This window comes from Rhodanobacter sp. FDAARGOS 1247, from assembly GCF_016889805.1.
In the GTDB taxonomy this organism is placed as follows: domain Bacteria; phylum Pseudomonadota; class Gammaproteobacteria; order Xanthomonadales; family Rhodanobacteraceae; genus Rhodanobacter.
The window spans coordinates 1,122,384-1,143,172 of sequence record NZ_CP069535.1 but is presented as its reverse complement, the minus strand read 5'-3'; the positions used below and the strand labels follow the sequence as shown (position 1 = coordinate 1,143,172).

The 20,789-nt window shown below is 63.2% G+C and carries 32 protein-coding genes; all 32 read right to left on the bottom strand.

Annotated features, from left to right (window positions below):
- Positions 1-41: 41 nt before the first annotated feature.
- Entirely contained in the window at positions 42-1,424 is a 1,383-nt protein-coding gene (locus I6J77_RS05030; protein WP_204110785.1) for a class II 3-deoxy-7-phosphoheptulonate synthase, read from the bottom strand.
- Positions 1,425-1,453: 29 nt separating this feature from the next.
- The gene (locus I6J77_RS05025) at positions 1,454-1,957 is read right to left on the bottom strand and encodes a disulfide bond formation protein B (protein WP_204110784.1); all 504 of its coding nucleotides are present in this window, start codon (positions 1,955-1,957) and stop codon (positions 1,454-1,456) included.
- A 178-nt stretch (positions 1,958-2,135) separates the two neighbouring features.
- Complete coding sequence (gene rplQ, locus I6J77_RS05020) at positions 2,136-2,519, bottom strand: 50S ribosomal protein L17 (protein ID WP_007808179.1); 384 nt, start codon at positions 2,517-2,519, stop codon at positions 2,136-2,138.
- A 315-nt stretch (positions 2,520-2,834) separates the two neighbouring features.
- Positions 2,835-3,833 carry a DNA-directed RNA polymerase subunit alpha gene (rpoA, locus tag I6J77_RS05015; RefSeq protein ID WP_056714883.1) on the bottom strand — a complete coding sequence of 333 codons (999 nt, stop codon included), beginning with the start codon at positions 3,831-3,833 and terminating at the stop codon, positions 2,835-2,837.
- 15 nt (positions 3,834-3,848) lie between these two features.
- A complete protein-coding gene (gene rpsD / locus I6J77_RS05010) occupies positions 3,849-4,475 on the bottom strand; it encodes a 30S ribosomal protein S4 (RefSeq protein WP_007808182.1) in 627 nt (208 codons plus the stop codon).
- Between the two features lie 10 nt (positions 4,476-4,485).
- Positions 4,486-4,872, bottom strand: coding sequence for a 30S ribosomal protein S11 (rpsK, locus tag I6J77_RS05005; RefSeq protein WP_007513384.1), 387 nt, complete (start codon positions 4,870-4,872; stop codon positions 4,486-4,488).
- An 83-nt stretch (positions 4,873-4,955) separates the two neighbouring features.
- Positions 4,956-5,312: a 30S ribosomal protein S13 gene (gene rpsM / locus I6J77_RS05000; protein WP_007513382.1), complete on the bottom strand. Its 357-nt coding sequence runs from the start codon at positions 5,310-5,312 to the stop codon at positions 4,956-4,958.
- A 138-nt stretch (positions 5,313-5,450) separates the two neighbouring features.
- The gene (gene secY, locus I6J77_RS04995; RefSeq protein WP_056714878.1) at positions 5,451-6,773 is read right to left on the bottom strand and encodes a preprotein translocase subunit SecY; all 1,323 of its coding nucleotides are present in this window, start codon (positions 6,771-6,773) and stop codon (positions 5,451-5,453) included.
- A 5-nt stretch (positions 6,774-6,778) separates the two neighbouring features.
- Entirely contained in the window at positions 6,779-7,210 is a 432-nt protein-coding gene (rplO, locus tag I6J77_RS04990; RefSeq protein ID WP_007808185.1) for a 50S ribosomal protein L15, read from the bottom strand.
- A gap of 5 nt (positions 7,211-7,215) precedes the next feature.
- On the bottom strand, positions 7,216-7,416 hold the full coding sequence (gene rpmD, locus I6J77_RS04985; RefSeq protein WP_007808186.1) for a 50S ribosomal protein L30: 201 nt from the start codon (positions 7,414-7,416) through the stop codon (positions 7,216-7,218).
- Entirely contained in the window at positions 7,409-7,930 is a 522-nt protein-coding gene (gene rpsE / locus I6J77_RS04980; protein ID WP_193385068.1) for a 30S ribosomal protein S5, read from the bottom strand. The genes rpmD and rpsE overlap by 8 nt, the downstream gene beginning before the upstream one ends.
- A gap of 91 nt (positions 7,931-8,021) precedes the next feature.
- Positions 8,022-8,375 (bottom strand): 50S ribosomal protein L18, encoded by a 354-nt coding sequence (rplR, locus tag I6J77_RS04975; RefSeq protein ID WP_007808188.1) that lies wholly within the window; start codon positions 8,373-8,375, stop codon positions 8,022-8,024.
- A gap of 98 nt (positions 8,376-8,473) precedes the next feature.
- Entirely contained in the window at positions 8,474-9,001 is a 528-nt protein-coding gene (gene rplF, locus I6J77_RS04970; RefSeq protein WP_204110783.1) for a 50S ribosomal protein L6, read from the bottom strand.
- 11 nt (positions 9,002-9,012) lie between these two features.
- Positions 9,013-9,408 (bottom strand): 30S ribosomal protein S8, encoded by a 396-nt coding sequence (gene rpsH / locus I6J77_RS04965; protein WP_007808190.1) that lies wholly within the window; start codon positions 9,406-9,408, stop codon positions 9,013-9,015.
- 226 nt (positions 9,409-9,634) lie between these two features.
- On the bottom strand, positions 9,635-9,940 hold the full coding sequence (gene rpsN / locus I6J77_RS04960) for a 30S ribosomal protein S14 (protein ID WP_007808191.1): 306 nt from the start codon (positions 9,938-9,940) through the stop codon (positions 9,635-9,637).
- Between the two features lie 12 nt (positions 9,941-9,952).
- Complete coding sequence (gene rplE / locus I6J77_RS04955) at positions 9,953-10,495, bottom strand: 50S ribosomal protein L5 (RefSeq protein ID WP_193385070.1); 543 nt, start codon at positions 10,493-10,495, stop codon at positions 9,953-9,955.
- A 9-nt stretch (positions 10,496-10,504) separates the two neighbouring features.
- Entirely contained in the window at positions 10,505-10,819 is a 315-nt protein-coding gene (gene rplX / locus I6J77_RS04950) for a 50S ribosomal protein L24 (RefSeq protein WP_007082185.1), read from the bottom strand.
- 13 nt (positions 10,820-10,832) lie between these two features.
- On the bottom strand, positions 10,833-11,201 hold the full coding sequence (gene rplN / locus I6J77_RS04945) for a 50S ribosomal protein L14 (RefSeq protein ID WP_007513359.1): 369 nt from the start codon (positions 11,199-11,201) through the stop codon (positions 10,833-10,835).
- Between the two features lie 14 nt (positions 11,202-11,215).
- Entirely contained in the window at positions 11,216-11,491 is a 276-nt protein-coding gene (gene rpsQ, locus I6J77_RS04940; RefSeq protein ID WP_056714870.1) for a 30S ribosomal protein S17, read from the bottom strand.
- Between the two features lie 12 nt (positions 11,492-11,503).
- The gene (gene rpmC / locus I6J77_RS04935) at positions 11,504-11,689 is read right to left on the bottom strand and encodes a 50S ribosomal protein L29 (protein WP_007808194.1); all 186 of its coding nucleotides are present in this window, start codon (positions 11,687-11,689) and stop codon (positions 11,504-11,506) included.
- The gene (gene rplP / locus I6J77_RS04930; RefSeq protein WP_007808195.1) at positions 11,689-12,102 is read right to left on the bottom strand and encodes a 50S ribosomal protein L16; all 414 of its coding nucleotides are present in this window, start codon (positions 12,100-12,102) and stop codon (positions 11,689-11,691) included. The genes rpmC and rplP overlap by 1 nt, the downstream gene beginning before the upstream one ends.
- Positions 12,103-12,113: 11 nt before the next feature.
- The gene (rpsC, locus tag I6J77_RS04925) at positions 12,114-12,866 is read right to left on the bottom strand and encodes a 30S ribosomal protein S3 (protein ID WP_007808196.1); all 753 of its coding nucleotides are present in this window, start codon (positions 12,864-12,866) and stop codon (positions 12,114-12,116) included.
- Between the two features lie 15 nt (positions 12,867-12,881).
- Complete coding sequence (gene rplV / locus I6J77_RS04920; protein WP_007513348.1) at positions 12,882-13,217, bottom strand: 50S ribosomal protein L22; 336 nt, start codon at positions 13,215-13,217, stop codon at positions 12,882-12,884.
- Positions 13,217-13,489 (bottom strand): 30S ribosomal protein S19, encoded by a 273-nt coding sequence (rpsS, locus tag I6J77_RS04915; protein WP_007082178.1) that lies wholly within the window; start codon positions 13,487-13,489, stop codon positions 13,217-13,219. Before rpsS ends, rplV begins: the two co-directional genes overlap by 1 nt.
- Before the next feature lie 12 nt (positions 13,490-13,501).
- A complete protein-coding gene (gene rplB / locus I6J77_RS04910) occupies positions 13,502-14,326 on the bottom strand; it encodes a 50S ribosomal protein L2 (protein ID WP_007808200.1) in 825 nt (274 codons plus the stop codon).
- Between the two features lie 17 nt (positions 14,327-14,343).
- On the bottom strand, positions 14,344-14,637 hold the full coding sequence (rplW, locus tag I6J77_RS04905; protein WP_007808202.1) for a 50S ribosomal protein L23: 294 nt from the start codon (positions 14,635-14,637) through the stop codon (positions 14,344-14,346).
- Complete coding sequence (gene rplD / locus I6J77_RS04900; protein ID WP_007808203.1) at positions 14,634-15,236, bottom strand: 50S ribosomal protein L4; 603 nt, start codon at positions 15,234-15,236, stop codon at positions 14,634-14,636. The genes rplW and rplD overlap by 4 nt, the downstream gene beginning before the upstream one ends.
- Before the next feature lie 11 nt (positions 15,237-15,247).
- The gene (gene rplC / locus I6J77_RS04895) at positions 15,248-15,889 is read right to left on the bottom strand and encodes a 50S ribosomal protein L3 (protein ID WP_007808204.1); all 642 of its coding nucleotides are present in this window, start codon (positions 15,887-15,889) and stop codon (positions 15,248-15,250) included.
- Positions 15,890-15,909: 20 nt separating this feature from the next.
- Positions 15,910-16,221, bottom strand: coding sequence for a 30S ribosomal protein S10 (gene rpsJ, locus I6J77_RS04890; protein WP_007082173.1), 312 nt, complete (start codon positions 16,219-16,221; stop codon positions 15,910-15,912).
- A gap of 454 nt (positions 16,222-16,675) precedes the next feature.
- Positions 16,676-17,866 (bottom strand): elongation factor Tu, encoded by a 1,191-nt coding sequence (gene tuf, locus I6J77_RS04885; RefSeq protein ID WP_056764501.1) that lies wholly within the window; start codon positions 17,864-17,866, stop codon positions 16,676-16,678.
- Between the two features lie 120 nt (positions 17,867-17,986).
- The gene (fusA, locus tag I6J77_RS04880) at positions 17,987-20,116 is read right to left on the bottom strand and encodes an elongation factor G (RefSeq protein ID WP_056764596.1); all 2,130 of its coding nucleotides are present in this window, start codon (positions 20,114-20,116) and stop codon (positions 17,987-17,989) included.
- A 166-nt stretch (positions 20,117-20,282) separates the two neighbouring features.
- A complete protein-coding gene (gene rpsG / locus I6J77_RS04875; RefSeq protein WP_007514548.1) occupies positions 20,283-20,750 on the bottom strand; it encodes a 30S ribosomal protein S7 in 468 nt (155 codons plus the stop codon).
- Between the last annotated feature and the right edge of the window lie 39 nt (positions 20,751-20,789).

Below are 20,789 nucleotides of genomic sequence, written 5' to 3'. Positions count from 1 at the left end.
GTGCGGACTGCCAGCTCCGCGCCATGACAACTGTCAGGCGCTCAAGCGCCGGCGTGCGCGGAGGAGCCGGCCGACTTGCGCACGATCAGCATCGCCAGTTCCAGCGACTGCTCGTAGTTCAGACGCGGATCGACCATCGACTTGTAGGCGCGATCGAGGTCGCTCTCGGACAGGTCGCGGGCGCCGCCCATGCATTCGGTGACGTCTTCGCCGGTCAGCTCCAGGTGCACGCCGCCCAGCCGGGTGCCGGCCGCCGCGTGGAGGTCGAAGGCCTGCTCCAGCTCGCCGCGGATGTTGCCGAAACGCCGGGTCTTGTGGCCGTTCGAGGTGCTCTCGGTGTTGCCGTGCATCGGATCGGCCACCCACAGCACGCGACGGCCTTCGCGCTTCACCGCCTCCAGCAGCGGCGGCAGCGCGGCGGCGATCTTCGCGTTGCCCATGCGATGGATCAGGGTCAGCCGGCCCGGCTCGTCGTGCGGGTTCAGCGCGTCGATCAGCGGCAGCAACTGCTCCGGGGTCACCGAGGGGCCGACCTTGACCGCGACCGGATTGCGGATGCCGCGGAAATACTCGACGTGGGCGCCATCCAGTGCGGCGGTGCGCATGCCGATCCACGGGAAGTGGGTGGACAGGTTGAAGAACCCGGGATGGCGCGGCACCTGACGGGTCAGCGCCTGCTCGTAATACAGCAGCAGCGCCTCGTGCGAAGTGAAGAAATCCACCTTGGAGAAGCCTGCGATCGGACCGGCCAGGGTCTCCATGAAGCGCAGCGAATCGCCGATGCCGGCGACCATCTGCCGATACTCGGCCGCCAGCGGCGAATGCTCGACCCAGGCCAGATCCCAGTATTCCGGGTGGTGCAGATCGGCGAAGCCGCCGTCGATCAGGGCGCGCACGAAGTTCATGGTCAGCGCCGAATGCGCATGCGCCGTGATCAGTCGCTGCGGATCAGGCCGACGCGCCGCGACGGTGAATTCCGGACCGTTGACCACGTCGCCGCGGAAACTCGGCAGGCTCACGCCGTCGCGGATTTCCATATCGGTCGAACGCGGCTTGGCGTACTGGCCGGCAAAGCGACCCACGCGCAACACCGGCTTCTTCAACCCGTGCACCAGCACCAGGCTCATCTGCAGCAGCACCTTCAGCCGGTTCGAGATCACCGGACTGGTGCAGTCGGCGAAGCTCTCTGCGCAATCACCGCCCTGCAACAGGAAGCGCTGGCCCTCCTGCGCCTCGGCCAGCGACTGCTTCAGCGCCAGCACCTCCCACGAGGTGACCAGCGGCGGCAACTGCGCGAGGTGGGCGCCGGCAGCGGCCAGCTCGGCCGCGTCGTCGTACTGCGGCTGCTGCAGGGCCACGCGCCGCTGCCAGGAATCGGGGGCCCAGTGATCCGGGATGTGGACATCAGACACGACGGGATTCATGGCATGACCTTCGGCGGCGACAAGAGCATTCACCTGGACGACGTCACCCGACGGGTGGCGACAACCGCCAGCACGGCCAGCAACACGAACCACACCAGGGTCCAGGCCGGCATCGGCAAGCCCAGGATCGGCTCCACCTTGGCGCACTCGCCGGAACCGGTGAACACCAGCTTCAGCATCTTCGCGAACGGAAACGCGTCCAGCATGTAACCCAGGCCGGGGCCGCAGGAAGGCACCTGGTCGGCCGGCAGGCTCTGCAGCCACAGATGGCGGCCGGCGGTGACGATGCCGCCCACGGCGCCCGCCAGCACCAGTCCCGTATATACCCAGCGCCCCCTGCCCTTCGGCGCGTGGATGGCGCCGAGCAGGAAGAACAAGGCCATCACCAGGAAGGCGATGCGCTGGAAGATGCACAGCGGGCACGGCGTCATGCCCAGCCCGTACTCGGCGTACAGGGCGAACGCCAGCAGCGCCGCGCAGACCAGGAAGCCGACGAAGAAAGTGACGCGATACGACCAGCGGAATGGATTCATGACGGATTGTTGCGTTGCGGAACCCGTGACATTACCGGTTCGCCGGGGCGCTGTCAGCCCATCCCGGCATTTGGCGGAAAAGCGCGCTCCTGCGCCCGGCCGGATCGCACAAAAAAACCCGGCGGGTTGCCCGGCCGGGTTTTCACTTTGCATGCCACGGCTGCTCAGCCGAGGCGACTTACTCGGCGTCGACGGCCTCGACCTGCGGACGGCCGACCAGCTCGACATACGCCATCGGCGCGTTGTCGCCGGCGCGGAAGCCGCACTTGAGGATGCGCAGGTAACCACCGGGACGCTCCTTGTAGCGCGGTCCCAGCTCGACAAACAGCTTGCCGACCGCTTCCTTGTCGCGCAGGCGCGAGAAAGCGAGACGACGATTGGCGACGCCATCGACCTTGCCCAGCGTGATCAGCGGCTCGGCCACGCGACGAAGTTCCTTCGCCTTGGGCAGGGTGGTGCGGATCAGTTCGTGCTTGATCAGCGACGACGCCATGTTCTTGAACATCGCTTCGCGATGCGAACTGGTGCGATTGAGTTTGCGTCCGGATTTTTGATGGCGCATGACTGGATTCTCTTGAAGGTCTGTTGTTATGAAAAGCCGGCACGCATGTCCGGATTCCCGCGGTTACCCGCTATGAGGAGCCTTTTTGAACCGGGCTCTTGTTCGAAAGCACGGTCGTCATGGACGACCGCCTCTGGCGACCGGCGGAGCAGGCAGAACCGTGCTCGCCAAGCGCAACGACCGGCGATCAAACGGGATCGCCAAAAAAACAACGCGACCATGAAGGCCGCTGGTGGTGTCTGGCGAGAGAGCCGAAACTCGACCTCGCCAGTGCACCGGCATCGTTCGCGATCACGAATGATCGCGACTCGACGATCAACCCAACTGCATGCCGTGCGACAGACCCGGCGGCGGCCAGTTCTCGAGCTTCATGCCCAGCGCGAGACCACGCCCGCCCAGCACGTCCTTGATTTCCGTCAGCGACTTCTTGCCCAGGTTCGGCGTCTTCAGCAACTCGACCTCGGTCTTCTGCACCAGGTCGCCGATGTAGTAGATGCTCTCGGCCTTCAGGCAGTTCGCCGAACGCACGGTCAGCTCCAGATCGTCGATCGGACGCAGCAGCAGCGGATCGAAACCGCTCTTCTCGGCCTTGTCGGTGGCGCTCTCGCGACGCGAGAAGTCACCGAACACGGACAGCTGGTCGTTGATGATCTCGGCGGCCTTGCGCACCGCGTCTTCCGCACCGATGGTGCCGTTGGTCTCGATGTCCAGCACCAGCTTGTCGAGGTTGGTGCGCTGCTCGACACGAGCGGCGTCCACTTCGTAAGCCACGCGGAGCACCGGCGCGAACGACGCATCCAGCTGCAGGCGACCGATCGGGCGCGCCTCGTCATCCGGATGCTGACGCGTGCTGGCCGGCTGGTAGCCGACGCCGCGACGCACCTTCAGGCGCATGTTGAGCGCGATGTCCTTGGTCAGGTGGCAGATCACGTGCTCGGGGTTGATGATTTCCACCGAGTGGTCGACGACGATGTCGCCGGCCGTGACCACGCCCTTGCCCTTCTTGGACAGGGTCAGGGTGACTTCATCACCCGTGTGCTGGCGAATCGCCACGTCCTTCAGGTTGAGCAGGACTTCGATCACGTCCTCCTGCAGGCCTTCCAGGGTGGTGTATTCGTGCAGCACGCCATCGATTTCAACCTCGACGATGGCGCTGCCAGGGATCGAGGAGAGCAGCACGCGACGCAGCGCGTTGCCCAGGGTATGGCCAAAGCCACGCTCGAGCGGCTCGACCACCACCTTGGCGCGGTTGGCTCCGAGCTGTTCGACGCTGAGGCCACGAGGCCGCAGCACGCTAGTTGACGAAACTGCCATGCAGAACTCCGGTAATTACTTCGAGTAAAGCTCGACGATCAATGCTTCATTGATGTCGGACGGCAGATCACCGCGATCCGGCACCGACTTGAACGTGCCTTCGAACTTCTTGGCGTCGACTTCGACCCAGATCGGACGCAGATCCATGGTGTCGAACACGGTCGCGGCTTCCTGTACACGCAGCTGCGTGCGACCCTTCTCGGTCAGCGCGATCGCGTCGCCGGGACGAACCTGGTAGGAAGGAATGTTCACCTTCTTGCCGTTGACCAGGATCGCCTTGTGGGCAACCAGCTGGCGGGCCTGGGCGCGGGTGACCGCGAAGCCCATGCGGTAGACGACGTTGTCCAGGCGGCTCTCGAGCAGGCGCAACAGGTTTTCACCGGTGTTGCCCTTGGTCGTCGACGCCTTGGTGTAGTAGTTGCTGAACTGGCGCTCAAGCACGCCGTAGATGCGCTTGACCTTCTGCTTCTCACGCAGCTGCACGGCATAGTCGGACATGCGCATGCGCTTGTTCGCACCGTGCTGGCCGGGCTTGTTTTCCAGCTTGCACTTGGAATCCAGCGCGCGCGCCGGGCTCTTCAGACTGAGATCCGCTCCCTCGCGACGGGCGAGTTTGCAGGTAGCTCCACGATAACGGGCCATGGGTTACTCCTTAGACTCGACGCTTCTTGGGGGGACGGCAGCCGTTGTGCGGAATCGGCGTGACGTCGATGATGTTGAGCACCTTGTAGCCCAACGCGTTCAGCGAACGCACCGCCGACTCGCGGCCCGGGCCGGGGCCCTTGATGCGCACTTCCACCGTCTTCACGCCGTAGTCGCCGGCAGCGCGGCCAGCCTTCTCGGCGGCAACCTGCGCTGCGAACGGGGTCGACTTGCGCGAGCCACGGAAACCGGCGCCGCCGGCGGTAGCCCACGACAAGGCGTTGCCCTGGCGATCGGTGATGGTGACGATGGTGTTGTTGAAGGAGGCCTGCACGTGGGCCACGGCATCCGTGACAACGCGCTTGATCTTCTTCTTGGTTTTAACCGGCTTAGCCATAATTTTTGAGGCTCTTAGTAATCAGTGCGACCATGCAAGGCCGCTTTTTGATCGTCGCGATCAGGAATGATCGCACTGTTCAATTACTTCTTGATCGCGCGACGCGGACCCTTGCGGGTACGTGCGTTGGTACGCGTGCGCTGACCGCGCACCGGCAGGCCACGACGGTGGCGCAGGCCACGGTAGCAACCCAGGTCCATCAGACGCTTGATGGCCATGCCCACCTCGCGGCGAAGATCGCCCTCGACGGTGTACTTGGCGATCTCGTGGCGGATCTTCTCCACCTCGCCTTCACTGAGGGACTTGATCTGGGTGGTCGGAACCACGCCAGCATCCACGCAGACCTTCCTGGCTCGGCTGCGGCCGATACCGTAAATGCTCTGCAGACCAACCCAGACATGCTTCTGGACCGGCAAATTGACACCCGCGATGCGCGCCATGATGTACTTTCTCCGATGCGTTTCGTGCGCGGTAAACGCGCAATTTTAACCTGAATTACCCTGACTGGAAAGCCCTGCGGCACCGAGGCGCCGCCAGCTTCCTACCTTTGACCAAAACCGCGTCCACACCAGCAGCCACTAGTTGCGACGAAGATTGGCCTTCTTGAGCAGACTTTCGTACTGGTGACTGACCAGGTGCGCCTGCACCTGAGAGGTAAAGTCCATCACCACCACCACCACGATCAGCAGCGACGTGCCACCGAAATAGAACGGAACATGCCAGGCGCTCTGCATGAACGACGGCACCAGACACACCAGCACCAGATACAACGCACCGACACCGGTCAGACGAGTCATCACCGCATCAATGTAGTTGGCCGTTCCCTTGCCCGGGCGGATACCCGGAATCAGGGCACCCGACCGCTTGAGGTTGTCGGCGGTCTCGTCCGCGTTGAAAACGATCGCGGTGTAGAAGAACGCAAAACCGATCACCAGTACCGAAAACACGATTTCGTACAGCGGATTGCCGGGGCTCAGCGCCTGCACCAGATCCTGCACCCAGCGCGACTGCTGACCGGTGCTGAACCAGCTCACCGCGGTCGCCGGGAACATCAGCAGGCTCGAGGCGAAGATCGGCGGGATCACGCCCGACATGTTGATCTTCAGCGGCAGGTTCGAGCTCTGGTTCATGTAGGCCTTCTGCCCACCGGACCGCCGTGCGTAGTTCACCGTGATCCGCCGCTGCGCCCGCTCCATGAACACCACGAAGGCAGTCACCGCCAGCGCCAGGCCGAACACCATCAGCAGCTTGATCAGCGACAGCTCGCCGTTGCTGGCCATGCCCAGGGTATGCACCACCGCCCCTGGCAGGCCGGCCACGATGCCGGCGAAGATCAGCAGCGAAATGCCGTTGCCGACACCGCGCTCGGTCATCTGCTCGCCCAGCCACATCAGGAACATCGTGCCGGCGGTCAGACCCACCACCGACGACAGGACGAAGCCGAAGCCAGGCGTATAGACGACCGGAGCACCGCCTGCCGCGACCTGACCCTGCAATGCCACCGCGATGCCGAACGACTGGAAAGCCGCCAGCGCCACCGTCGCATAGCGCGTGTACATGGTCATCTTGCGCTTGCCGGACTCGCCTTCCTTGCGCAAGGCCTGCAGGCTTGGCACGACCGCGCCCATCATCTGGAACACGATGGATGCCGAGATGTACGGGATCACGCCCAGCGCAAACACCGAAAACCGCGCCAGCGCACCACCCGAGAACATGTTGAACATGTCCATCAGGCCGTTGCCGCTGACCAGGCTGGTCATCGCCTCGGGGTTGACGCCGGGAACCGGAATGAACGAACCGAGCCGGAACACCACCAGCGCACCAATCACGAAGAAGATGCGCTGGCGAAGCTCCGTGAGTTTGCCGAGCTTGCCGAGTGCGTTGCCCTTGGCTGCTGCCACCGGCCTTACTCCACGCTGCCGCCGGCCGCCTCGATGGCTGCCTTGGCGCCGGCGGTAGCCAGCAGACCAGACAACTTCACCGCGCGACCGATTTCACCCTTGAGGACGACCTTGACCCGCTTCGCGCGGCTGTTGATCAGGCCAGCCTGATGCAGCACGACGACGTCGATCACGTCAGCCTTGAGGTTGGCCAACTGGTACAGGAATACTTCCTGGCTCGCGACCAGCTTCTTGGAACGGAAACCGATCTTCGGCATCCGGCGGTTCAGCGGCATCTGGCCGCCTTCGAAACCGAACTTGTGGGTGCCGCCCGCGCGGGCGTGCTGACCCTTGTGACCGCGACCGGCGGTCTTGCCCATGCCCGAACCGATACCGCGAGCGACGCGCAGACGCGACTTGCGGGAACCGGCGGCCGGCTTGATGTCATTCAAACGCATGATGATTACTCCTCGACCCGGACCAGGTAGTAGACCGTGTTGATCAGGCCACGAACCTGCGGACTGTCCTTCAACTCGCGGACGTCATTGAGCTTGCCCAGGCCCAGCGCCTTGACGCTGAGGCGATGACGAGCCTGCACGCCGCGCAGACCCTTGACCAGGCGCACGCGCACCGTGGCGGCGGCGGTTTCGTTCTTCTTAGCCATTACCCAACACCTCATCCAGGGTCTTGCCACGCTTGGCGGCGATCTTCTTGGGCGAGGCGACCGCCTGCAGGCCCTTGATGGTCGCGCGCACCAGGTTGATCGGGTTGCGCGAACCCACGGCCTTGGCCAGCACGTTCTTCACGCCGACCACTTCCAGCACGGCACGCATGGCGCCGCCGGCGATCACGCCGGTACCTTCGGAGGCCGGCTGCATGTAGACGCGGGCCGCGCCGTGATTCGCCTTGACGGCATACCACAACGTACCGTTGTTCAGCTCGATGTCGACCATCTGGCGACGGGCGCGCTCCATGGCCTTGGAAATGGCCACCGGCACTTCACGCGCCTTGCCATAACCAAAACCCACCTTGCCCTCGCCGTCACCGACGACAGTCAGTGCGGTGAAGCTCATCTGGCGGCCGCCCTTGACGGTCTTGGCCACACGGTTGACGGCAATCAACTTTTCCAGCAGGCCGTCGGAATTTTCGCGATCGGTAGAAGACATGTTCTTTTCCATGTGCCCGGAATACCGGGACTTTGCTTGCGGCTGAGCCGCTTGGAGTTGTAGGTGACGCAGTGGAAATCGGGATGACCCGACCCGGTGCTACTCAGAACTTCAGACCGGCCTCACGAGCGGCTTCGGCCAGTGCCTTGATGCGACCGTGGTAGCGGAAGCCCGAACGGTCGAACGCGACCGACTCGATGCCCGCTGCCATGGCGCGCTCGGCGACGGCCTTGCCCACCGCCGCGGCGGCGGCGAGGTTCTTGGTGCCCTTGAGCCCTTCGGAGACCGACTTCTGCACGGTGGAGGCAGCAGCCACCACGTTCGTGCCGGAGGCGTCGAACACCTGGGCGTAGATGTGCTGGCCCGTGCGATGCACCGACAGGCGGGCGACGGCCAGCTTGCGGATGTGCGAACGCGTGGACTTGGCGCGGCGCAGGCGATTTTCGTTCTTGTTCATTTCTCAGTTCCTCGAAAGCGGATCGGCAAATGGCTGGTAACTGCTCTTGCTGAAGAGTCCGGTCATGGATGGCCGGTCTTCGCGCAGGGACAGCGCATTTATGCCTTCTTGGCTTCCTTCAGGGTGATCTTCTCGCCGGAGTAACGCACGCCCTTGCCCTTGTAGGGCTCCGGCGGACGGAAACCGCGAATCTTTGCAGCGACCTGACCCACCACCTGCTTGTCCGCGCCCTTGATCAGGACTTCGGTCTGGGTCGGGGTTTCGATGCTGATGCCTTCCGGCGCATCGAAGACGACCGGGTGCGAGAAGCCCAGGCTCAGGTTCAGCGACTTGCCGGCCATGGAAACGCGATAGCCGACGCCGACCAGCTCGAGCTTGCGCTCATAGCCGGTGGACACGCCGGTGACCATGTTGGCCAGCAGAGCGCGAGCGGTACCGCCGAACTTGTCGTCGGCGCCCTCGTCCAGGCTGATGTTCGCCACACCGTTCTCGACCGCAACGGTGACGCCCGGCAGGTGATGCACGGACAGGGTGCCCTTCGGGCCTTTCACCGAGATCTGGTCGTCGCTGACGGTCAGCTCGACGCCCTTCGGCAGGGAAATGGGTTGTTTGGCAACACGTGACATCGAAGGACTCCTTATGCCACTTGGCCGATGACTTCGCCGCCCAGACCCTTGGCACGGGCCTGCGCATCGGTCAACAGACCAGCGGAAGTCGAGATGATCGAGATACCCAGGCCACCGAGGACCTTCGGCAGCTCGTCCTTGCCGCGGTATACACGCAGGCCGGAACGGCTGACACGGGAAATGCGCTCGATGGCCGGCTGGCCCTCGAAATACTTGAGCTTGATCTCGAGCACCGGCTTGCCTTCCTCGGCGGAAGTCTTGGCGTCGAGGATGTAGCCCTCGTTCTTGAGAAGGTCGGCGATCGCCACCTTCAGTTTCGACGACGGCATACGCACGGTCGGCTTGCCCATGGCCTGGGCATTGCGGACGCGCGTGAACAGATCGGCGATGGGATCAGTCATGCTCATGAAAACATCCTTCAGAGTGCACCGATATCCGATAAAACCGGAAATCAATCAGATTGTGAGCTGGCAAGACGCCAGCCTGCGTTGCGCAGACCGCCGACTATAACAGCAATTTCAGGTTTTGGCGAATAGCGATGCGGTAGTCGCATCCGGCAGCCGCAACAACCGTTGCGGCCGACCACGACGAGGCGGGCAATCTGCCCGCCCGTCAGTGCGGAACGTTGTTGGGTTACCAGCTGGCCTTGCGCAGACCCGGCACGTCGCCGCGCATGGTCGCTTCACGCAGCTTGTTGCGGCCCAGGCCGAACTTCGCATAGACCGCACGCGGACGACCGGTCAGCGCGCAACGGGTACGCTGGCGCACCGGACTCGCATCGCGCGGCAGCTTCTGCAGCTTGGTCTGAGCTTCCATCTTCTCCTCGTAGGAGGCCTTGGGGCTCAGCACGATCGCCTTCAGCTCGGCGCGCTTGGCGGCGAACTTCTCGACGAGTTTGGTCCGCTTGATATCGCGGTTCACCATTGATGTCTTGGCCATGGATAACGCCTATCAGTTGCGGAACGGGAAGCTGAACGCTGCCAGCAGGGCTTTCGCCTCTTCGTCGGTCTTGGCGGTGGTGGCGATGGAGATATCCATGCCGCGCAGCGCGTCAACCTGGTCGAAGTCGATCTCAGGGAAGATGATCTGTTCCTTGATGCCGAAGTTGTAGTTGCCACGGCCGTCGAAGGCCTTCGCCGAGACACCACGGAAGTCGCGCACGCGCGGCAGCGAGATGTTGATCAGGCGATCCATGAATTCCCACATCTGGGCGCGACGCAAGGTGACCTTGCAGCCGATCGGCCAGCCGTCGCGGATCTTGAACGAGGCCACCGAAACGCGGGCCTTGGTCGTGATCGGCTTCTGACCCGAGAGCTTGGCCATGTCGGCCACGGCGTTCTCCAGGATCTTCTTGTTGCCGGCAGCTTCACCCACGCCCATGTTCAGCGTGATCTTGGTGATGCGGGGAACCTGCATCACGTTCTGGTAGCCGAACTGCTCGGTGAGCTTGGCGACTACCTTCTCTTTGTAGAAATTTTCGAGGCGGGTCATGATCGTGATTCCTTACGCGTCCACGACCTCGCCATTCGAACGGAACACGCGGACCTTGCGCCCATCTTCGAGCGTTTTGGTGCCGACGCGTTCACCCTTGTTCGTGGCGGGGTTGAACAGCTGCACATTGGAGAGATGGATCGAGGCCTCACGCTCGACGATGCCACCGGCCTGATTGGCCTGCGGATTCGGCTTGGTGTGGCGCTTGACCAGGTTCACGTTGGAGACGAATACACGCTCGCCTGCAACACGCAGCACGTCGCCGCGCTGACCCTTGTTCTTGCCGGTGATCACGAGGACCTGATCACCCTTGCGGATACGGTTCATATCTTGACTCCGCTCAGAGCACTTCGGGCGCAAGCGAGACGATCTTCATGAACTTCTCGCTGCGCAGCTCGCGGGTGACCGGCCCGAAAATACGGGTGCCGATCGGCTCGAGCTTGTTGTTGAGGAGGACCGCTGCATTGCCGTCGAAACGGATCAGCGAACCATCGGGACGGCGGACACCCTTGGCGGTGCGAACCACCACGGCATTGTACACCTCGCCCTTCTTGACCTTGCCGCGGGGAATCGCATCCTTCACGGTGACCTTGATGACGTCACCGATCGCGGCGTAACGACGCTTGGAGCCGCCGAGCACCTTGATGCACATCAATTCCTTCGCGCCGCTGTTGTCCGCTGCGGAAAGCGTGCTTTGCATCTGGATCATGTCTGCACCCTCCCTTAGACGTTGGCGCGCGTGATGATCTCGACCACGCGGTGATGTTTGGTCTTGGACAATGGACGGCACTCGGCGATACGCACGAGGTCACCCTCGTTCGCACCCAGGTCGTCCTGCGCATGCAGCTTGGTCGACCGGCGGATGATCTTGCCGAGCAGCCAATGCTGCTCCTGACGCTCGACCAGGACGGTAACCGTCTTGTCCATCTTGTTGCTGGTGACGCGACCTTCGAGGGTACGCGTCTGCTTCTTGTCAGATTGAATCTGGTTGTCGCTCATGTCGGCCGTCCCTTACTTCTTGCTGCCGAGCACGAACTTCGTGCGGGCGATGTCGCGCCGAACGCGGCGCAGCTGGTGCGGCTGGGTAAGCTGGCCGGAACCCTTCTGCATGCGCAGATTGAACTGCTCCTTGCGCAGGTCCAGCAGATGCTGCTTCAGCTCGTCGGCCGACTGGTTGTTGATATCTTTGCTGGCCATCACATCACCGCCCGGGTCACAAACTGGGTCTGCACCGAGAGCTTGGCGGCGGCCAGGCGGAACGCCTCGCGTGCCGTCGTCTCGTCGACGCCCTCGATCTCGTAAAGCATGCGACCAGGCTGGATCGGAGCGACCCAGAACTCGACGCTGCCCTTGCCGGCGCCCATGCGGACTTCGATGGGCTTCTTGGTGATCGGCTTGTCGGGGAACACGCGGATCCACAACTTGCCGCCACGCTTGACGAAGCGGGTGATGCAACGACGGGCAGCTTCGATCTGGCGCGCGGTGAGCGCACCGTGGGTCGTCGCCTTCAGGCCGTACTCGCCAAAGCTGACGAGGTTGGAACACTGAGCCAGACCGTCGTTGCGGCCCTTGAACTGCTTGCGGTATTTGGTTCGCTTAGGTTGCAACATGGCAACTCTCCTTACTTCGCAGACCGCTCGCGGCGGCCGTCACCGGCCTCGCGACGCGAATCGTTACGACGACCTTCGCCACCTTCGCGGCGCGGCTGCGACGGCTCGTCCTTCGACTCCTGGCTGGCAGCGGCCAGATCGAAGATCTCGCCCTTGTAGACCCAGACCTTGATGCCGATGATGCCGTAGGTGGTTTTCGCCTCGGCCGTGCCGTAGTCGATGTCGGCGCGCAGCGTGTGCAGCGGCACCCGACCTTCGCGAGCCCACTCGGAACGGGCGATCTCGGCACCGTTCAGACGACCGGAAACGTTGATCTTGATGCCCAGGGCGCCCAGGCGCATCGCGTTGCCGACCGAGCGCTTCATCGCGCGGCGGAACATGATGCGACGCTCCAGCTGCTGCGCGATCGACTCGGCAACCAGCTGCGCGTCCAGCTCGGGCTTGCGCACTTCATTGACGTTGATGTGCGTCGGAACGCCCATCATGTCGCTGACTTCCTTGCGCAGCTTCTCGATATCCTCGCCCTTCTTGCCGATCACCACGCCCGGACGGGCGGTGTGGATCGTCACGCGTGCGGTCTTGGCCGGACGCTCGATCTGGATCTTCGAGATGCCGGCGGCAGCCAGCTTCTTCTTCAGCATGTCGCGGACCTTGATGTCGGCCACGAGATACTTCGCGTAATCGCCCTTGTTGGCGTACCACTTCGAGTTCCAGTCCTTGGCAATGCCGAGGCGGATACCGGTGGGATGAACTTTATGACCCATCGTCTATGTCCCCGGTCAGTTACCAACAACCACAGTGATGTGGCTGGTGCGCTTGAGAATGCGCGAACCGCGGCCTTTGGCGCGGGCATACATGCGCTTCATCGCCGGACCTTCGTCGACGAAGATGCTGGCCACTTTCAGCTCGTCGACGTCGGCGCCGAGATTGTTCTCGGCGTTGGCGACGGCCGACAGCAGCACCTTGCGGACAAGGTGTGCGGCCTTCTTGTTGGTATAGGTGAGCACGTCGCTGGCCCGGCCCACGGGAAGCCCGCGGACGAGATCAGCCACCAGGCGTGCCTTTTGCGCCGAAATGCGGGCGCCGCGCAGGATCGCTTTGGCTTCAGTGCTCATCACTTGCCCTTCTTGTCGCCGACATGGCCTTTGAACGTGCGGGTCACCGCGAACTCGCCGAGCTTGTGCCCGACCATGTTCTCGTTGATCAGGACGGGCACGTGCTGACGGCCGTTGTGGATGGCGATGGTCAAGCCGACCATTTCCGGCAGGATCATCGAGCGACGCGACCAGGTCTTGATCGGGCGCTTGTTGTTGGCGGAAACCGCAGCTTCCACCTTCTTTACGAGGTGAAGGTCGACGAACGGACCTTTCTTCAAAGAGCGAGGCATGTCGGCTTCCTGTTACTTGGTACGACGACGCACGATGAACTGCTGCGTGCGCTTGTTGTTACGGGTCTTGTAACCCTTGGCCGGCGTGCCCCACGGGCTGACCGGATGACGACCGCCGGAGGTCTTGCCTTCACCACCACCGTGCGGATGGTCGACCGGGTTCATCACCACACCGCGAACGGTCGGGCGAATACCCAGCCAGCGCTTGGCGCCGGCCTTGCCGAGCTTCTTCAGGCTGTGCTCGCCGTTGCCGACTTCACCGATGGTGGCGCGGCAATCGACCGAGACGCGACGCATCTCGCCGGAGCGAAGACGCAACGTGGCGTAGCCGGACTCACGGGCCACCAGCTGCACGGAGGCGCCGGCGCTGCGGGCGATCTGCGCGCCCTTGCCCGGACGCAGTTCGATGCAGTGAATGGTGCTGCCCATCGGGATGTTGCGCAGCTGCAGGCAGTTGCCGGCCTTGATCGGCGCGTCACGACCGGACACCAGGCGATCGTCCACCTGCACGCCCTTCGGCGCGATGATGTAACGACGCTCGCCGTCGGCGTAGCACAGCAACGCGATGTGCGCGGTGCGGTTCGGATCGTATTCGATGCGCTCGACGCGGGCGGCGATGCCTTCCTTGTCGCGCTTGAAGTCGATGATGCGGTAATGCTGCTTGTGACCGCCGCCACGATGACGCACGGTGATGCGACCGTGGTGGTTGCGGCCGCCGGTGCGGGACTGTGACTCGGTCAACGCCGCGTACGGCGCGCCCTTGTACAGGCCTTCCGTCTTGACGCTGACTGCGTCGCGACGACCCGGCGAGGTCGGCTTGTGGTTGATTAGTGCCATCTCACAGAACTCCTGGCTCAGGCCTTGGCGGCGACGTCGATGGTCTGGCCATCGGCAAGACGCACGTAGGCCTTGCGCTTGCCCTGGCGGCTGCCAGCGCGTTGACGAAAGGCTTTGACCTTGCCCTTGGTGTTGACGAGGTTCACCTGTTCGACCTTGACGTCGAACAGCTTCTCCACGGCAGAACGGACATCGGCCTTGGTTGCCGTGGGGGCGACCACGAATACGTACTGGTTGTGCTCGGCGAGACGCGCCGATTTCTCGGAGATGTGCGGCGCGCGCAGCGTGTCGAGAATGCGTTCGTTGTTCATGCCAGCCACTCCTCGACCTTCTTCACGGCGTCAACCGTCATCACCACATGGTCGGAACCGACCAGGCTGACCGGGTTCAGACCCATCACATCCAGCACATGGATGTAGGGGATGTTGCGGGCAGCCAGGAACACTGCCTCGGAGGCGTCTTCGGACACCAGCAGCACGCGACCGGAAACTTCCAGCTCGGCCAGCTTGGCAACCATCAACGAGGTCTTCGGGGACTCGACGCCGAAGCTCTCGACGACCTTCAGGCGACCCTGACGGGCCAGCTCGGAGAAGATCGAGCGAATCGCGACGCGGTAGGCCTTGCGGTTGACCTTCTGCTCGTAGCTGCGGGGCTTTGCCGCGAACGCACGACCGCCGCCGACAAAGATCGGAGCGCGATAGTCGCCGTGACGGGCGCCACCGCCCTTCTGCTTCTTGAACTTCTTGGTGGTGCCGGACATCTGGCCGCGCGACAGCTGCGACTGGGTACCTGCACGACCGGCCGCCTGGTAGGCGATCACGACCTGGTGGACCAGGGCCTTCTTGTACTCGCCGCCGAACACTTCGTCCGACACGCTGAGCGGCTTGGCGCCAATAACATTGAGTTCCATGGCGTCTCTCCTCAGCTCTTCGTCGTCGGGCGGATGATGACGTCGCCACCGGTTGCACCCGGCACCGCGCCCTTCACCGCAATCAGATGACGCTCGGCGTCGACCTTGACCACTTCCAGACCCTGCTGCGTGCGGTTCACCGCACCCATGTGGCCGGACATCTTCTTGCCCGGGAACACGCGGCCCGGGGTCTGGCGCTGGCCGATGGAGCCCGGCGCGCGATGCGACAGCGAGTTACCGTGGGTGGCATCACCCATCTTGAAGTTCCAGCGCTTGATCGTGCCTTGGAAGCCCTTGCCCTTCGACACGCCGGCGACATCGACGATCTGGCCGACGGTGAACACGTCGTCGGCCTTGATCTCGGCGCCCACTTCGTACTTGCCGAGGTCATCGGCAGACACGCGGAATTCCCACAAACCACGACCCGGCTCGACCTTCGCCTTCGCGTAGTGGCCCTTCAGCGGCTGCGTCAGGAGGTTTGCGCGCTTGCTGCCCGCGGAAACCTGGACGGCGCTGTAGCCATCGTTATCGTCCGTCTTCAGCTGGGTCACCCGGTTCGGCGTCGCTTCGATCAGCGTCACCGGAATCGAGCGGCCATCTTCAGTGAAGAGCCGGCTCATGCCGCATTTGCGGCCAACCAATCCGATACTCATATTCGTATCCTGTCTGTCGCTCAACCGAGCTTGATCTGAACATCGACGCCAGCGGCGAGATCAAGCTTCATGAGCGCGTCCACGGTCTTGTCGTTCGGGTCGACGATGTCGAGCACACGCTTGTGGGTACGGGTCTCGTACTGGTCGCGTGCATCCTTGTCGACGTGCGGCGACGTCAGAATGGTGTAACGCTCGATCTTGGTCGGAAGCGGAATCGGGCCGAGTACCGTGGCACCCGTGCGCTTTGCCGTCTCGACGATCTCGCTGGCGGAGCGGTCGATCAGTCGATGATCGTACGCTTTCAGCCGAATCCGAATCTTCTGGTTCGCCATAACCGTGTCCTGTTGTCTAAAGAACGTAATGTGAAACGAAGCGGCTTCTCACCGCCCCGCACTACCTTTTGCCACTGCATCGGCGTCGCGCGGTGAACTGCATGACCCCTCTGAAAAACGCCAGGCGAGCAACGGAACGCTCGCCTGGCACAATCCGAATCTCGCGCAAAATGACGTGCCGACAGGATTTGCCCTGTCATCACGTCGACTTGCGAGGGCCGATCCACGGCCAGCGAACTCGAAACACATCCTGTGTCTCATTTCGCGGTAGGTCAGCCAAAACATGTCTGGCTGACGAGTGAGCTGCCAAGTATACCGACAAAACTTCAACAAGTGAAGGGGGTGTAGCGCGATCCGGAGATCACCGCCTTGCCGATCGGGTTACTGGCTTACAGGTGCCGGGGAACGGGGAACGCGGCTTTGGCGCGCTCCGTTCCCCGTTCCCCGCATTTTCTTACTTGATGACCTTGGCCACCACGCCGGCGCCGACGGTGCGGCCGCCTTCGCGGATGGCGAAACGCAGGCCTTCGTCCATCGCGATCGGGTGGATCAGGCTCACCACCATCTTCACGTTGTCACCCGGCATCACCATCTCCACGCCTTCCGGCAACTGGCAGGCGCCGGTCACGTCGGTGGTGCGGAAGTAGAACTGCGGGCGGTAGCCCTTGAAGAACGGCGTATGACGGCCACCCTCGTCCTTCGACAGCACGTAGACCTCGGCCTCGAAGTCGGTGTGCGGGGTGATCGTGCCCGGCTTGGCCAGCACCTGGCCACGCTCCACGTCGTCACGCTTCAGGCCGCGCAGCAGCAGACCGGCGTTGTCGCCCGCCTGACCCTGGTCCAGCAGCTTGCGGAACATTTCCACGCCCGTGACGGTCGTCTTCTGCGTGTCACGGATGCCGACCACTTCGATTTCGTCGCCCACCTTGATGATGCCGCGCTCGATACGACCGGTCACCACGGTGCCGCGGCCCGAGATCGAGAACACGTCTTCCACCGGCATCAGGAACGGCTTGTCGATCGTGCGCACCGGCTCCGGAATGTAGCTGTCCAGCGCGTCCACCAGCTTGATGATCGACGGCACGCCGATGTCGCTCTGGTCGCCTTCCAGCGCCAGCTTGGCCGAACCGTGGATCATCGGGGTGTCGTCGCCCGGAAACTCGTACTTCGACAGCAGCTCGCGCACTTCCATCTCGACCAGTTCCAGCAGCTCGGCGTCGTCCACCATGTCTGCCTTGTTCAGGTAGACCACGATGTACGGCACGCCGACCTGGCGCGACAGCAGGATGTGTTCGCGGGTCTGCGGCATCGGGCCGTCAGCGGCCGAGCACACCAGGATCGCGCCGTCCATCTGCGCCGCACCGGTGATCATGTTCTTCACGTAGTCGGCATGGCCCGGGCAATCCACGTGCGCGTAGTGGCGCAGCGGCGACTCGTATTCCACGTGCGCGGTCGAGATCGTGATGCCGCGCGCCTTCTCTTCCGGCGCCGCGTCGATCGCGCTGTAGTCCTTGAACTCGCCACCGAAACGTTCCGCCCCGACCTTCGTCAGTGCGGCCGTCAGCGTCGTCTTGCCGTGGTCCACGTGACCAATCGTGCCGACGTTGACGTGCGGCTTGGTGCGTTCGAATTTACCCTTTGCCATGACTCAAACCTCTGAGATAACTTGAATTTGATAATGCGTCCACGAAGGGGCGCCGTTGGAGGCGACGACACGGGTGCCGCGCCTTGATCCCTGCTAACGCGATCAAGAAGATCGCACGGCTTACGCCTTCTTCATCACCTGTTCGGCGACGTTGGTCGGCGCCTCGGCGTAGTGATCGAATTCCATGGTGAAGGTGGCCCGGCCCTGCGTCAGCGAACGAATCGTGGTCGCGTAACCGAACATTTCACCCAGCGGCACTTCGGCGTTGATGGTCTTGCCCGACGGCGTATCTTCCTGGCCAGTGAGCATGCCGCGACGCTTGCTGATGTCGCCCATCACGTCGCCCATGTAGTCCTCCGGGGTGACGATCTCGACCTTCATGATCGGCTCGAGCAGCACCGGGCTGGCCTTGTTGAAGCCCTGCTTGAACGCCATCGACGCAGCGAGCTTGAACGCCATTTCCGAGGAGTCGACGTCATGGTAGGAACCGAAGACCAGCTTGGCCTTCACGTTCACCACCGGGAAGCCGGCCAGCGGACCGCTGGTGATCGTCTCGCGCAGACCCTTTTCGACCGACGGGATGAATTCCTTCGGAATCACGCCACCGGTGATGTCGTTGATGAACAGGAAGTCGTCCTTGATCAGCGCGGCGATCTTCTCGTCCGCGCGATCCGCTTCGCTGATCGGCGACATCTCGATCACGACGTGACCGTACTGGCCCTTGCCGCCCGACTGCTTGGCGTGCTTGTAGTCCGACTTCACGTCCGCCAGGCGGATCGTTTCGCGATAGGCCACCTGCGGCTTGCCGACGTTCGCCTCGACGTTGAACTCGCGGCGCATGCGGTCGACCAGGATGTCCAGGTGCAGCTCGCCCATGCCGGAGATGATGGTCTGGCCCGATTCCTCGTCGGTACGCACGCGGAACGACGGATCTTCCGCGGCCAGACGGCCGAGGGCGATGCCCATCTTTTCCTGGTCCGACTTGGTCTTCGGCTCGACCGCCATCGAGATCACCGGCTCCGGGAACGACATCCGCTCCAGGGTGATGATGTGTTCCTGCGAGCACAGCGTGTCACCGGTCGTCACGTCCTTCAGGCCAACCGCGGCGGCGATGTCGCCAGCACACACTTCCTTCAGTTCGTGACGCTCGTTGGCGTGCATCTGCAGGATGCGGCCCACGCGCTCCTTCTTGCTCTTGACCGGGTTGTACACGGCGTCGCCGGAGTTCAACGTGCCCGAGTAGACACGGAAGAAGGTCAGCGAACCCACGAACGGGTCGGTCATGATCTTGAATGCCAGCGCGGAGAACGGCGCCTTGTCGTCCGCGGGACGGCTGGCCTCGTTGTCGTCCTCGTCGATGCCGGCCACCGGCGGGCGGTCGGCGGGCGACGGCAGCAGCTGCACCACCGCGTCGAGCATCGCCTGGACGCCCTTGTTCTTGAACGCGGTACCGCAGAACACCGGGATGATCTCGTTGGCCAGCGTGCGCTGGCGCAGACCGGCGATGACTTCGGCCTCGGACAGGTCGCCGCCTTCCAGGTACTTGTTCATCAGCTCTTCGGTGGCTTCCGCCGCCGATTCGACCATGAACGCATGCGCCTCGGTGGCAACGTCGACCAGGTCCGCCGGGATGTCGCGGTACTCGAACTTCATGCCCTGGGATTCCATGTCCCAGATGATCGCCTTCATCTTCAGCAGGTCGACCACGCCCTCGAAACCGTCTTCGGCACCGATCGGCACCTGCATCGGCACCGGATGCGCGCCCAGGCGAGCCTTCAGCTGGCTGACGACCTTGTCGAAGTTGGCGCCGGTGCGGTCCATCTTGTTGACGAACGCAAGACGCGGCACCCGGTACTTGTTGGCCTGGCGCCATACCGTTTCGGACTGCGGCTGCACGCCACCGACCGCACACAGCACGAACACCGCGCCGTCGAGCACGCGCAGCGAACGCTCCACCTCGATGGTGAAGTCGACGTGTCCCGGGGTGTCGATGATGTTGAAGCGGTGCTGCTCCATGGAGCCGTCCATGCCCTTCCAGAACGCCGTCGTTGCCGCCGACGTAATGGTGATGCCACGCTCCTGCTCCTGCTCCATCCAGTCCATCGTGGCCGCACCGTCGTGCACCTCGCCAATCTTGTGACTGACACCGGTGTAGAACAGGATGCGCTCGGTCGTGGTGGTCTTGCCGGCATCGATGTGCGCCATGATGCCGAAGTTGCGATAGCGCGCGAGGGGAGTGGTACGTGCCATGGATATCTACCTGTATCGGGCGATCCTGCCCAGGATTCACGCAGCCATCCGGCTGCAGCTTTTATGAAAAGTCCGGCATGGGCGCCGGATCCTTTTTCCGCCATCGGCGAGGCGAAGAGCCATCAGCCGACTCGTGCCGCCGATGAGGGCGGCACGGAAACCGCACTTACCAGCGGTAGTGCGAGAAGGCCTTGTTGGCCTCGGCCATGCGGTGCGTTTCTTCACGCTTCTTGGCGGCGCCGCCGCGGCTCTCGGAGGCTTCCAGCAGCTCGGCAGCCAGCTTGCGCGGCATCGAGGTCTCGCCGCGCTTGCGCGCCGCGTCGATGACCCAGCGCATCGCCAGCGCCATGCGGCGACCCGGACGCACTTCGACCGGCACCTGGTAGGTGGCGCCACCGACACGGCGGGACTTCACCTCGACCGCCGGAGCGATGTTGTTCAGCGCCTTCTCGACCAGAGCCACCGGCTCGGCGTTCTTTTCGCCAATGTGCTGCAGGGCGCCGTAGACGATGCTCTCGGCGACCGACTTCTTGCCGCTCTTCATCACCATGTTGATGAAACGGGCGATCAGCTGGCTGCCATGCTTGGGATCCGGCAGAACCAGACGGGCGGGATGTGAACCTTTACGCGACATGTTTGTTGTCCGTTATTTTCGCGGACATTCCTGCCCGCC

What these genes read in the sequence shown, in the direction of transcription:
- I6J77_RS05030 (WP_204110785.1), bottom strand. Translation starts at nt 1,424, where the DNA reads ATGAATCCCGTCGTGTCTGATGTCCACATCCCGGATCACTGGGCCCCC.
- I6J77_RS05025 (WP_204110784.1), bottom strand. Translation starts at nt 1,957, where the DNA reads ATGAATCCATTCCGCTGGTCGTATCGCGTCACTTTCTTCGTCGGCTTC.
- rplQ (WP_007808179.1), bottom strand. Translation starts at nt 2,519, where the DNA reads ATGCGCCATCAAAAATCCGGACGCAAACTCAATCGCACCAGTTCGCAT.
- rpoA (WP_056714883.1), bottom strand. Translation starts at nt 3,833, where the DNA reads ATGGCAGTTTCGTCAACTAGCGTGCTGCGGCCTCGTGGCCTCAGCGTC.
- rpsD (WP_007808182.1), bottom strand. Translation starts at nt 4,475, where the DNA reads ATGGCCCGTTATCGTGGAGCTACCTGCAAACTCGCCCGTCGCGAGGGA.
- rpsK (WP_007513384.1), bottom strand. Translation starts at nt 4,872, where the DNA reads ATGGCTAAGCCGGTTAAAACCAAGAAGAAGATCAAGCGCGTTGTCACG.
- rpsM (WP_007513382.1), bottom strand. Translation starts at nt 5,312, where the DNA reads ATGGCGCGCATCGCGGGTGTCAATTTGCCGGTCCAGAAGCATGTCTGG.
- rplO (WP_007808185.1), bottom strand. Translation starts at nt 7,210, where the DNA reads ATGCGTTTGAATGACATCAAGCCGGCCGCCGGTTCCCGCAAGTCGCGT.
- rpmD (WP_007808186.1), bottom strand. Translation starts at nt 7,416, where the DNA reads ATGGCTAAGAAGAACGAAACCGCCGCCGCCACGGTGCGCGTGCGCCTG.
- rpsE (WP_193385068.1), bottom strand. Translation starts at nt 7,930, where the DNA reads ATGGAAAAGAACATGTCTTCTACCGATCGCGAAAATTCCGACGGCCTG.
- rplR (WP_007808188.1), bottom strand. Translation starts at nt 8,375, where the DNA reads ATGAACAAGAACGAAAATCGCCTGCGCCGCGCCAAGTCCACGCGTTCG.
- rplF (WP_204110783.1), bottom strand. Translation starts at nt 9,001, where the DNA reads ATGTCACGTGTTGCCAAACAACCCATTTCCCTGCCGAAGGGCGTCGAG.
- rpsH (WP_007808190.1), bottom strand. Translation starts at nt 9,408, where the DNA reads ATGAGCATGACTGATCCCATCGCCGATCTGTTCACGCGCGTCCGCAAT.
- rpsN (WP_007808191.1), bottom strand. Translation starts at nt 9,940, where the DNA reads ATGGCCAAGACATCAATGGTGAACCGCGATATCAAGCGGACCAAACTC.
- rplX (WP_007082185.1), bottom strand. Translation starts at nt 10,819, where the DNA reads ATGAACCGTATCCGCAAGGGTGATCAGGTCCTCGTGATCACCGGCAAG.
- rplN (WP_007513359.1), bottom strand. Translation starts at nt 11,201, where the DNA reads ATGATCCAGATGCAAAGCACGCTTTCCGCAGCGGACAACAGCGGCGCG.
- rpsQ (WP_056714870.1), bottom strand. Translation starts at nt 11,491, where the DNA reads ATGAGCGACAACCAGATTCAATCTGACAAGAAGCAGACGCGTACCCTC.
- rpmC (WP_007808194.1), bottom strand. Translation starts at nt 11,689, where the DNA reads ATGGCCAGCAAAGATATCAACAACCAGTCGGCCGACGAGCTGAAGCAG.
- rplP (WP_007808195.1), bottom strand. Translation starts at nt 12,102, where the DNA reads ATGTTGCAACCTAAGCGAACCAAATACCGCAAGCAGTTCAAGGGCCGC.
- rpsC (WP_007808196.1), bottom strand. Translation starts at nt 12,866, where the DNA reads ATGGGTCATAAAGTTCATCCCACCGGTATCCGCCTCGGCATTGCCAAG.
- rplV (WP_007513348.1), bottom strand. Translation starts at nt 13,217, where the DNA reads ATGAGCACTGAAGCCAAAGCGATCCTGCGCGGCGCCCGCATTTCGGCG.
- rpsS (WP_007082178.1), bottom strand. Translation starts at nt 13,489, where the DNA reads ATGCCTCGCTCTTTGAAGAAAGGTCCGTTCGTCGACCTTCACCTCGTA.
- rplB (WP_007808200.1), bottom strand. Translation starts at nt 14,326, where the DNA reads ATGGCACTAATCAACCACAAGCCGACCTCGCCGGGTCGTCGCGACGCA.
- rplW (WP_007808202.1), bottom strand. Translation starts at nt 14,637, where the DNA reads ATGAACAACGAACGCATTCTCGACACGCTGCGCGCGCCGCACATCTCC.
- rplD (WP_007808203.1), bottom strand. Translation starts at nt 15,236, where the DNA reads ATGGAACTCAATGTTATTGGCGCCAAGCCGCTCAGCGTGTCGGACGAA.
- rplC (WP_007808204.1), bottom strand. Translation starts at nt 15,889, where the DNA reads ATGAGTATCGGATTGGTTGGCCGCAAATGCGGCATGAGCCGGCTCTTC.
- rpsJ (WP_007082173.1), bottom strand. Translation starts at nt 16,221, where the DNA reads ATGGCGAACCAGAAGATTCGGATTCGGCTGAAAGCGTACGATCATCGA.
- tuf (WP_056764501.1), bottom strand. Translation starts at nt 17,866, where the DNA reads ATGGCAAAGGGTAAATTCGAACGCACCAAGCCGCACGTCAACGTCGGC.
- fusA (WP_056764596.1), bottom strand. Translation starts at nt 20,116, where the DNA reads ATGGCACGTACCACTCCCCTCGCGCGCTATCGCAACTTCGGCATCATG.
- rpsG (WP_007514548.1), bottom strand. Translation starts at nt 20,750, where the DNA reads ATGTCGCGTAAAGGTTCACATCCCGCCCGTCTGGTTCTGCCGGATCCC.